At 50.3% G+C, this 10,366-nt stretch carries 8 protein-coding genes; all 8 read left to right on the top strand.

Annotated elements, in window-relative coordinates; genetic code table 11:
- Positions 1-386: 386 nt before the first annotated feature.
- Entirely contained in the window at positions 387-2,138 is a 1,752-nt protein-coding gene (locus AEAC466_RS27450) for a DUF262 domain-containing protein (protein WP_023456959.1), read from the top strand.
- A gap of 167 nt (positions 2,139-2,305) precedes the next feature.
- Complete coding sequence (locus AEAC466_RS27455) at positions 2,306-2,512, top strand: hypothetical protein (RefSeq protein WP_031238245.1); 207 nt, start codon at positions 2,306-2,308, stop codon at positions 2,510-2,512.
- A gap of 133 nt (positions 2,513-2,645) precedes the next feature.
- Positions 2,646-4,061 (top strand): class I SAM-dependent DNA methyltransferase, encoded by a 1,416-nt coding sequence (locus tag AEAC466_RS27460; protein ID WP_023456962.1) that lies wholly within the window; start codon positions 2,646-2,648, stop codon positions 4,059-4,061.
- A gap of 212 nt (positions 4,062-4,273) precedes the next feature.
- Entirely contained in the window at positions 4,274-4,987 is a 714-nt protein-coding gene (locus AEAC466_RS27465; RefSeq protein WP_200863944.1) for a GIY-YIG nuclease family protein, read from the top strand.
- A complete protein-coding gene (locus AEAC466_RS27470; protein WP_023456964.1) occupies positions 4,980-6,611 on the top strand; it encodes a restriction endonuclease subunit S in 1,632 nt (543 codons plus the stop codon). The genes AEAC466_RS27465 and AEAC466_RS27470 overlap by 8 nt, the downstream gene beginning before the upstream one ends.
- Positions 6,612-6,613: 2 nt before the next feature.
- The gene (locus AEAC466_RS27475) at positions 6,614-8,233 is read left to right on the top strand and encodes an AAA family ATPase (protein WP_023456965.1); all 1,620 of its coding nucleotides are present in this window, start codon (positions 6,614-6,616) and stop codon (positions 8,231-8,233) included.
- A gap of 3 nt (positions 8,234-8,236) precedes the next feature.
- Positions 8,237-9,019, top strand: a complete 783-nt coding sequence (locus tag AEAC466_RS44080) for a hypothetical protein (RefSeq protein WP_081714535.1) — start codon at positions 8,237-8,239, stop codon at positions 9,017-9,019.
- Positions 9,020-9,880: 861 nt separating this feature from the next.
- Positions 9,881-10,366, top strand: a 486-nt coding sequence (locus AEAC466_RS44975) for a hypothetical protein (RefSeq protein ID WP_235074146.1), incomplete at its 3' end; no start/stop codon positions are given.

Genomic DNA, 10,366 nt, shown 5'->3' on the forward strand with positions numbered 1-10,366 from the left:
TTTTTGTATGCAGAGGACTTAAGTCCTTCCACTTTTGACATTTAGACTTTCCAGTTTTTGGCGAGCCATATGCCTGCATCGCTGGAATTTGCTTAGGTGAGCTCGCGAGCACCGGTGACAAATGTCCTAAATGCGCCAAAACGGAAATGAAACTAAGGGGTGGCAGTTCACGGAATTCTTCCCGTAAGCGGACATCGCTGCGGTTGACTGCGAATATCGTGTAAGATGCAGCGGCGAGCTGACTTATAATGGATCGCGATTGGTGGAATTGTGAAAAGGGCTTAAGGAAGTCATTCTTATCGCAACAACGGGCGATCCGTCTATTCAGTGCGTGCACCTCGACCCCGACCGCGAACCTCGAAGACCGATAAATAGGGGACCATTTCATGTACAAGCCAGGCGGCACAATCCGCAATCTAATCGATAAGATCGCAGTTCAAGATTACGTCCTCCCGGCAATTCAACGCGAGTTTGTCTGGTGGCCAGAGCAAATTTGCGAATTGTTTGACAGCCTTATGCAGGGCTACCCCTTCGGCACTTTTCTATTCTGGAAGATTGAACAGGGCCGACAGAGTGATTACAAATTCTACGATTTTCTACTGAATTATCACGAACGAGATCGCTTTCACTGCGACCTTCTTCGAACACTGCCGAACCGCGAATTGACGGCTGTGCTCGATGGTCAGCAGCGCATGACGGCGCTAAATATTGGTCTGCGGGGCTCGTACTCATGGAAGCTCCCGAACAAACGCAAAACCAACGATGCGGCCTTTCCAGTACGCTATCTATATTTGAACCTCCTGAGCGAAGAAGACACAGAAACCGGGTGCCGGTATCAGTTTGAATTTCTGACGCCTGAGCAGGCCGCAGTCGTCAAAGCTAATGAGATTTGGTTCAGGTGCGGTCGTGTGATTTCCGAGCAGTACGACCCCTTAATCGATAGCCTTGACGATGAGGATATCAGTAAGGACGTCCGCCAGGTCGCGCGCACGACCTTGCGTCTCTTTCACAAGACAATTCACGATAAGAATCTGGTCACTTATTACGAGGAAGAGAACCAAAGCCTAGAGCATGTTCTGAATATCTTCATTCGAATGAATAGCGGCGGTACGCCCCTTTCCTATTCCGACCTCTTGTTGTCCGTGGCGGTCGCCCAGTGGGAAAAAATCGATGCCCGTGAAGCGATCCATGAACTGGTTGACTCGATGAATGCGGAGGGCGACGGCTTCACCTTCAGCAAGGACCTTGTTCTGAAAGCGGGTCTGATGCTTTCTGATATCGGCAGTGTCGGCTTCAAGGTGGAGAATTTCAACAAAACCAATATGGCCATCTTAGAGAAGAACTGGAACGCGATCAGAAACTCCATGATGCTAAGCGTCCAGTTTCTGGCTAGTTTCGGCTTCAATAACCAGAACCTACGGGCGGAAAGTGCCATCCTGCCGATCGCCTACTATTTGCATGCACGGGAGTTGGACAGCGACTATTTGTTTAGGGTTGAGCATGCCGCTGATAGGGAAGCGATACGGCGATGGCTCATACGAAGCTTACTTAAACCCTCGGGCATTTGGGGCAGCGGCCTTGATACGTTACTCACGGCGCTGCGTGAGGCGGTGCGTAGCCACGGTGCCAAGGCATTCCCAACAGAGGCCTTTGAAGGGGTAATGGCCTCTCGTGGCAAAAGCCTAACTTTCTCAGATGTCGAAATAGACGAGTTATGCGAGGTGGCATACGCCGATACGCGTGCCTTCGCCCTTCTCTCACTCATATTCCCTGGGTTCGATTTTTCGAGGCATTTCCATGTCGACCACATCTACCCGCAAGCGCGGTTCACAGATACCCAACTAAAAAAGGCGCACGTCCCTGCGGAGTTATGGAAGGTCCTGGCGGACAAGGCCAATCGTCTGCCAAACCTGCAATTGCTTGAGGGCGCGATCAACAATCAAAAACGGCAGAAAATGCCGCACGAATGGTATGAGGCAGCCCGACCAGATTCGCTTGCACGCAAGCAGTATCTGGCGGGACTAGAGATTACCAATCTGCCGGAAAAGGTCGTGGATTTCCCTTTGTTCTACTCGGAACGTCGCAAGGCGCTCCGCGTCCGGATCATACAAGCCCTGGGAACGCCATCGGCCGAATGACACGCGATCGACGGGCTCGCCTCGTCAATCGTCCCTCAGGTGTCCATTTTGGTCATTATTGATGGTTCGCTCGCGAAATTCCACCACGCCAGTGTGGAAAAGGATAATTTTGCTTATCAGCACTTATAGTTATGGCCAAATGTGTATCCAAAGGCTACACTTTGTTCATGAAAGAAAAAGATGCCGGAATGCGAATCCGTGTCGAGCGGGAGCTCCGCGATGAATTCCTTAAAGTGTGTCGCGAGCAGGATCGTCCTGCCGCGCAGGCCATTCGGGAATTCATGCGGGAATACATTGCGGCAAAGAAGTCAGAGCGTGCTGGCCGGACGGAACGTTTCGGCACCACGCCCGTCGCGCCGAAAGGTGCGGAATGAACGCCTTAGAGATCGAAGAAGTCATACCGGCTCTCGCCGAACAGCCGTTTGACGCGGACGAATTTCCGTTCGCGTTCATTAAGGCTCTCGACGCAAAGGAGATGATCCTCCGGCGTGCAAATAGAGGTGCCGCATGAAAAATGAAAACATAGTTCAGAAAATTTGGAGCCTTTGCCACATCCTTCGTGGTGATGGGATCAGCTATCACCAATACGTGTCTGAATTAACGTATCTCCTTTTCCTCAAAATTGCAGAAGAGAATGGTATTGAGCGTCTTCTGCCATCTGGTAACCGCTGGAAAGACCTTTTGGGTCATCCCAAAGATGGCTTGCTGGGCTTCTATCAGGAAATGCTGACCCATCTTGGTACTAGCGCCGAAAGTGAAACGATCCAAGCAATATACGCCTTTCCCACTACGGTGTTTTCGCACGACGAGAACCTTCACGCCGTGGTGGATGGCATTGCCAAAATTGATTGGAATGATCTCTCGGCTGATAGATTTGGACACATCTACGAGGGACTGATCGAAAAGAGCTCGCAGGATGTGCGTTCTGGAGCAGGTCAATATTTCACTCCAAGGGCAGTCGTAAACTCCATGGTGCGAGCCATGAAACCAAAGTTGGGTGAGATGATACAGGACCCAGCCGTTGGAAGTGGCGGATTTCTAATTGCGGCGGACCGGTTTATTCGTTCAGAGAATACGAAACAGGCATACGCAAAAACGCCCCCGAAATATCAAGGCGTTGAAATCGAAAAAAATACCCGCCGAATTTGTTTGATGAATACGTTTCTGAATGGTCTTAATGCTGAGGTCATATACGGGGACGCCCTGACGAGCGATGCAGATGGGCTCCAGTCCGCTGATCTTATTCTTGCGAACCCGCCATTTGGGAGCAAAGCCGGTAGCAGAAGATCGCTTCGCTCTGATCTCCCTTATCATAACGCCAACAAGCAACTTGCTTTCCTTCAGCACATATATCTTGGCTTAAAGCCGGGCGGGCGGGCGGCGGTTGTCCTGCCGGACAACGTGCTATTCGATGATGGCGTTGGCAAGATGGTCCGACGCGACCTTATGGATAAATGTAATCTGCACACGATTTTGAGGCTGCCAGCTGGAATTTTCTCAAGCGCGGGCGTCAAAACAAATGTTCTGTTTTTTAGTCGCGGCAATAAGAAAAAAGACAATACAAGGTCGATCTGGGTTTTTGATTTGCGCTCAAACATGCCGGTATTCGGCAAAACAACACCGTTGCTTGATGGGCATTTCTCCGAGTTCGAGAAATGTTTCGGCGGTGACCCAGGTGGCAAATCAGAGCGCGAGGATCAAGGCGAAACAGGCCGGTTCCGTTGCTTTTCGCGGCAGGAGATTGCTGATCGCGGTGACGATCTGGCGATTTCCTGGCTGCGCGACGAAAATGATGGAGATCAGGTTGCGGCAGAAACTCCGGAAGAGATTGCTGCTTTAATCCTCTCCCATCTTCAATCAGCAATGACAGAAATTGAGGCTGTAATCGGAGAACTCATAGAGCCTGCCGAGGTCAACGAATGATGGCGAGTGTGTCCTTCGGGCGGACAATTCAGTTGTTTTTGGTGGATGGGACGCCTACGGGGCTTCGTAAAGCCACCATTCACGGCTGGACGGGGCTGGTTTTCGTGGCCACGGCCTCGACCTTCGGCACCCTCACAGAACGACCGGAAGTTGATCGAACCGGTGTTTACATACTTGCGGGCCCAGACCCTCAGCGGCCTGGGGAGACCCGCGTGTATATCGGTTCGGGAAATTCAGTTCGCGAGCGAGTAAAGCAAAGCGCTGTGCAGCGCGAATTTTGGGAAATCGCAATTGCGGTCACAACGAGCGATGACGATCTGTCCAAAGGCCATGCAGAATATCTTGAGGCAAGGCTTATCGAAATGGCGGCGCAGGCTAGCCGTGTTTTGCTCGACAACGGCACGAATCCGGCGAGCATACGCCGTCGTTTACCTGAAGCGGACCGCGCGAATATGGAGCAATTTCTGGCCAATCTAAAAATTGTGTTGCCTGTGATTGGGCTTGATATGCTCAAGCCCCAGCCCCGTGCCGCCAGTCAGACGAATACGCCGATCGAGCAGCGCACATCAGGCGAGGTGCGCTTTGAGATTCGCCACAAGACCGGCGTCCAGGCAGAAGCAGTTGAGGAGGATTCGGAGTTCATCGTTCTCGAAGGTTCCCAGGCATTGATCAACACAGGATTCGTCCAGCAGAGCTATGGAGGGCTAAAGCAGAAGTTGATTAGCGACGGTGTTCTTGTGCCGCTGAACGAGGAGATGATGACTTTCGCGAAGCCTTATCCTTTTTCAAGTCCATCTGCTGCCAGCGCCGTCATTCTCGACCGTAACAGCAACGGTCGAACCGAGTGGAAGGTGAAGGGATCAAAACAGAGCTACCACGACTGGCAGCAGGCCCGCGCGGCCAATGCGGGAGGTAAACATGAGTGATTTACCGAAGGGGTGGACACAAGTTGCATTCAGCGATGTCGTGGAAGTGAACCCCAGAAGATCTTTTGACTTGGAACCCGATGATGCGGTGACTTTCGTTCCTATGGCTGCTGTCAACGAAATTACTGGAGTCATTATCGGTGGTGTTTCGCGCCCGCTACGTGAGGTCGTCAAAGGTTTCACGCAATTTGCTGATGGGGATGTAATCTTCGCCAAGATTACGCCGTCTATGGAAAATGGCAAAGCCGCTATTGCGAGAGATCTTAAGAACAGCATCGGTTTCGGCTCAACTGAGTTCCATGTATTGCGGAGCTATGGCGGCGTTTTACCAGAGTATATCTGGTATTTCATCCGTCAGGCATCTTTCCGTGAAAACGCTCGGAAGGTGATGACGGGAGCTGTGGGTCAACAGCGAGTGCCAGCAACCTATTTAGAAGCACATTCTCTTCCACTGCCACCCCGCACTGAACAACGCCGGATCGTCGCCAAGCTTGGCGGTCTAATTTCCCGCACGACTTGCGCCCGTGACGCACTCGATCATATTCCGACACTGATTGAGAAATACAAAACCCGCATTCTGGATATGGCGTTCTCTGGCGAGCTGACAAAAGACCTCCGTCCCGCGCCGCCGGGCAACGAGGCTGTCCCGAAAAAACTTCCAAAGGGATGGGAAATCAAACTCTTAGGGAATATTAGTGAGATTCAAGGCGGGATACAAGTTGGGAAGAAACGGAAAGCAATAGTTGACTTGGAGAGCGTTGCATATTTGCGGGTTGCGAATGTCCAACGTGGCTGGCTGAACCTTGATGAGATCAAAACTATAGAGGTTACTAGTTCAGAGAAAGAACGCCTTCTTCTTCGTGAAGGCGATATTCTTATGAATGAGGGTGGGGATCGCGACAAACTTGGTCGCGGATGGATATGGGAAGGGCAAATCTCGGACTGTATTCACCAAAATCATGTCTTCCGGATACGCCTAAAGGACGCTTCTTTCCCGCCGAAGTTTGTGTCCCACTATGCCAATGAAAAAGGGCAAAGATATTTCTTTGATCAAGGTACGCAAACTACCAATCTTGCATCGGTGAGCAAACGAAAAATATCAGCTCTTCCAGTGCCCGTGCCTCCGAGAGATGAAGCTGTCGAAATCGTCCGACGTATCGAAATCGCTTTCGCTTGGCTCGACCGTGTATCTGACGAACACGCTGCAGTTTCACGGCAGCTCCCTCTACTTGATTCATCTATTCTTCAGTCAGCCTTCAGGGGAGAACTTGTCCCTCAAAATCCACATGATGAGCCAGCATCGAGCATGCTCGAACGGATTGAGGCTGAAAAGGAGGCAAAGCAGATAAGAGAAAAAACTGCGCGCAAGATAGTATCGCGCTCCAAAAAGCCAACAAAAAAAGGGGCGACCATGGCAGATTTGATCGAAGTGCTGAAATCCAAAGCGGGTTGGGTTTCCGCTAGTAACGCGGCGCAAGCGCTTGGCATTGGCGATGGCGCGACATCTGATGCGGTTGAGGCGTTCTACAACGAGCTGCGGATGCACCTGCAAAATGGTGACATCGAGGTCGAACGCCGGGGAAATGAGGACTGGTTACGGCTGATGCCGATCAGTGAGGAGTGATCATGCGCATCGATTGGCTGTGGATTGGCGAATATAAAAACCTGAAAGACCTGACGATTGACTTCGCTCAGGGGCATCTGATTACCGTATTGATTGGCAGGAACGGGACTGGCAAGTCGAATGTTCTGGAGGCGACGACTGTTCTTTTCCGTGACCTTATCATGGGTGAGGATGCGAAGGGGAATAAGAATAAGCCGTCCTTTGCCTATCGAATTTGCTATCAGATCAAGGACAAATGGGTCCGCATTGATGCCGATCCAGCAGGCAAGGAAGCATATCGCGTTAAACTCGCGCCCTATGATCCCGATGCTGAACCTTCGCCTGCTGCCATCAGCTTTGAGGAAGCCCCAGGCGAAGCCGTGGCTCTTTCCAAGTTGCGAGATCCAGATGACGGCTATCTGCCGAAGTTTGTATTTGGCTATTATTCAGGCCAAAGCGAGAGGATGGAAGAGGTTTTTCTCAAATATCTCGAACGGTACGACAAAGACCTTCGAGCTGGAAAAAATCCTGGCTTGAAGCGTCTGTTCTATGCGCTGCCGGTTCATAGCAATTTTGTTTTGCTGTCTTTCATCGTGAATAACGCGGAATTGACAGACAAGTTCTTGCAGGAACAGCTTGGCCTTGAAGAGGGCGGGATCGAATCCGTTCTCTTCGTTCTTAGGCAACCCTCATGGACATCCAAGGACGGCGATCCGCGCTTTTGGAATGCGCGCGGCGTAGTTTCGGAATTTCTGGCTACGCTTTATGACATCTCTCTTGCTCCATTGAGGATTACCCGCAAGGAAAAGGTCAGTCTATGGAATTCGCGAACACTGGAATTCCTATATCTTTTTGTCAAAGACCTTGATGCTCTACGCAAGCTGGCCAGAGGAAAGAGCACTGCCCAGTTCTTTCAAGACTTGGAAAGTACCTACGTTTCTGAGCTGATCGATGAGGTGCGGATTAGGGTGAAACTGCGGAAAAATGATGGGTCGGTTACCTTCCGTGAGTTGAGCGAAGGCGAACAGCAGCTACTAACCGTGCTCGGGTTGCTTCGTTTCACAGCGGAAGAAGAAAGCCTATTTCTGCTTGACGAACCAGATACGCATCTGAACCCAAGATGGAGCGTCGAATATCTTAAGCATATCCGCAATTTCTTGAATGTGAATGGGACAGAGAAGCAGAGCAGTCATGTTCTTCTGGCTACGCACAATCCAGTTGCAGTAGCTGAGCTTGAGAAAGAACAAGTCCAGATTCTTACACGCGATAAGGAAACGCTGGCAATCTCGGCTGCGGAACCGGATACGCATCCGCGTGGGATGGGTTATGCGGGTGTAATGACCAGCGAGATGTTTGGATTAAGCGCTGCACTGGACACTCATACTCAAGACTTGCTCGCAAGGAAGCGCCAAATCAGCGGGCAGGATGAGCTTAGTCAAGATGACAGGAAAGCGCTGAAGGAAATCAATGAAGAGCTCCAAACCTATGGGTTCCGTTATGAGGTCCGCGATCCCGAACTGAAAGAAGCATTGCGAAGGCTGGATCAGGAGGCCACGCCAATAAGTGAAAGGGAGGAGCTACCTGGTGAGGCAGAGAAAGCACGCCGTCTAGTTGAGAATGCCTTGAAGAAGGGGGAGGACTGAGACGTGCGTTATATTAATCTGGACCATTTGAAATTACCAGAAGGCTGGCAGGTGCGCGCAGATGCCGCTGTCGCAGATGGACCTGGAAAAATTGACGATCACTCAGATGTTTGGCGCGACCTGAAGCGGCCGTTGAAGGAGCTTTCGCATAACAAATGCTATTACTGCGAGATTATCCAAGAACGCTCCGATGGGGCAGTAGATCACTTCCGCCCAAAGAGCAAATATCCTTGGTCGGCTTTCAGTCCATCCAATTATAGATTTGCATGTACATTCTGCAATAGTGTCCGGACGGATGCGCAAAACGGAAAGTCAGGTGGAAAAGGAAATACATTTCCTCTACTGGACGAGACGAAGCGCGCGACCTGCTTTGATGAGGAGGCTGATGAAAGCCCAATTCTTTTAGACCCGGGCAAGCCGCATGAACCCGGTTTCATAGATTTTGACGAGACAGGGGGGGCCATTCCGACGCATTCGGAGGAGGCACATGCCGGGCGCTATAGGCGAGCAACTGAATCAATCAGGCTTTACCACTTGGATCATGCTGATCTTGTTGACAAACGCAAGACACTTGCCGTTTCGATAAAGCGCAAGTTCGCCGCGGCGGATCGACTATTTCCACAAACTGAATCTGGAAATGCCGATATCGATAACTCGTTTTCCGACCATGTACGGTCTCTAGCAAACTGTATCTCCGAGGGGGCGGAATTGTCAGCATTTGCACGCAGAATTCTGGCGGGCCACCGAGATGTTCTCTGGGTTGAGAACTTGCTACGCTCTGCATGAAAGCAGGACTCTAAGCGTATGTCACGCATTTTTAGAGTTAAACAGCTACGTCCGCTTTTGCGTTCAACCCGAGCGCATTAGTGTCTCCAACGGGCCAAAGGCGGTCAAAACGCTTCGGCAAATCTTGATCACGGTAACGCCGTTGCCATTGCTATCGCATGGACTCGTGTTTTTGAGGCGGCAAAAAGCGCAATAGAGTATTGCGCTTTTTGAAGGATTTTGGGGCTTAGTTCGCTTTAATTGGCATGATATGCGGCGAATTTGTGCAAAATTGAAACGATCAGAAAATAATATTCAATGATTTCAATCTCAGAAAAAGCGCAATAGGTTATTGCTCTTTTTTAGTATAGATTTAATCGATGTATTTATTTTGGCGATAAAATGGTCAAAAATTTGTAGTTTTTGAATATATAGACCCTGAAATTTGACTCTTTTAAAAGTCTGTGTACCGTGTGGGTCTTCGATTGCTGAATTTCGAGTCTCTATCGAAGTTCGTAAGCGAAAGCTGAACCCATGCGCTGTCGATAAAAAGCAGCCGCACTCTAATCAGACAGGCTTGGCCTGATCGATTGCATCTTCTTGTCAATTTTGACGGAGGGAAAGCGTTCGGTCATGAGCATATGGATGCAATCATGTCGCCCTAATACTCAAATAAATTACACTACACAGAGTGCCTGACTTATTAGCCAGGCGACCCCGTGAGCGTATTCTAGCTTGGTCGGCTGAATACATCCTCGGACAATCTATTCGAATTGTCAACTCGCCTTTGGGCGAGGTTGGGATCGCTTGTCTATAAATCTCCTGCACTTTTCCCAATTCTCAAATTTTTCAAGAACCTTCGCGACCGAAGGAGGAAGAGTCATGATTAATATTTACCCAAATTCACCGGGCTCAATCCGGTTAAATCCCAAATTACGATTCGCTGAGCCGCCATCATGCTGGGTAGGCAAAGAAGGCATCGCATATGTTGAACCGTTGCCCCCGATCATTGATGTGCTAACCGGTGCATCCCGATGCTCATTCGACGTCATGCCGGTAGAAACGAGGCTCCAAACCGCCTCCATTAAGGTGGACCCGAATGATAAGCCAGTAAGGCCAACTATTACGGGCCGAAAGGTATTTGTTACGGGCTCATATCCCAGCTTTAAAGCTCGGCGGCCGATATCACACGAGAGTATGAACGAACTCGTACTCTATCGGCAGAATGAGGTCGATCCAGGCGTGCATAATTATCGCGCCCAGCCGGCGCTATTAAAGTTTTCGATGGATGGAAAACTGCGGTCCTACTTACCGGATTGCTGCCGCCAACTTGTCGACAATAGTTTTGAAATCATCGAGGTCAAAACT

The sequence above is a fragment of the Asticcacaulis sp. AC466 genome (assembly GCF_000495815.1).
In the GTDB taxonomy this organism is placed as follows: Bacteria; Pseudomonadota; Alphaproteobacteria; order Caulobacterales; family Caulobacteraceae; genus Asticcacaulis.

Coding starts and splice junctions, on each gene's coding strand:
- AEAC466_RS27470 (WP_023456964.1), top strand. CDS start 4,980: ATGAGTGATTTACCGAAGGGGTGGACACAAGTTGCATTCAGCGATGTC.
- AEAC466_RS27475 (WP_023456965.1), top strand. CDS start 6,614: ATGCGCATCGATTGGCTGTGGATTGGCGAATATAAAAACCTGAAAGAC.
- AEAC466_RS27450 (WP_023456959.1), top strand. CDS start 387: ATGTACAAGCCAGGCGGCACAATCCGCAATCTAATCGATAAGATCGCA.
- AEAC466_RS27455 (WP_031238245.1), top strand. CDS start 2,306: ATGAAAGAAAAAGATGCCGGAATGCGAATCCGTGTCGAGCGGGAGCTC.
- AEAC466_RS27460 (WP_023456962.1), top strand. CDS start 2,646: ATGAAAAATGAAAACATAGTTCAGAAAATTTGGAGCCTTTGCCACATC.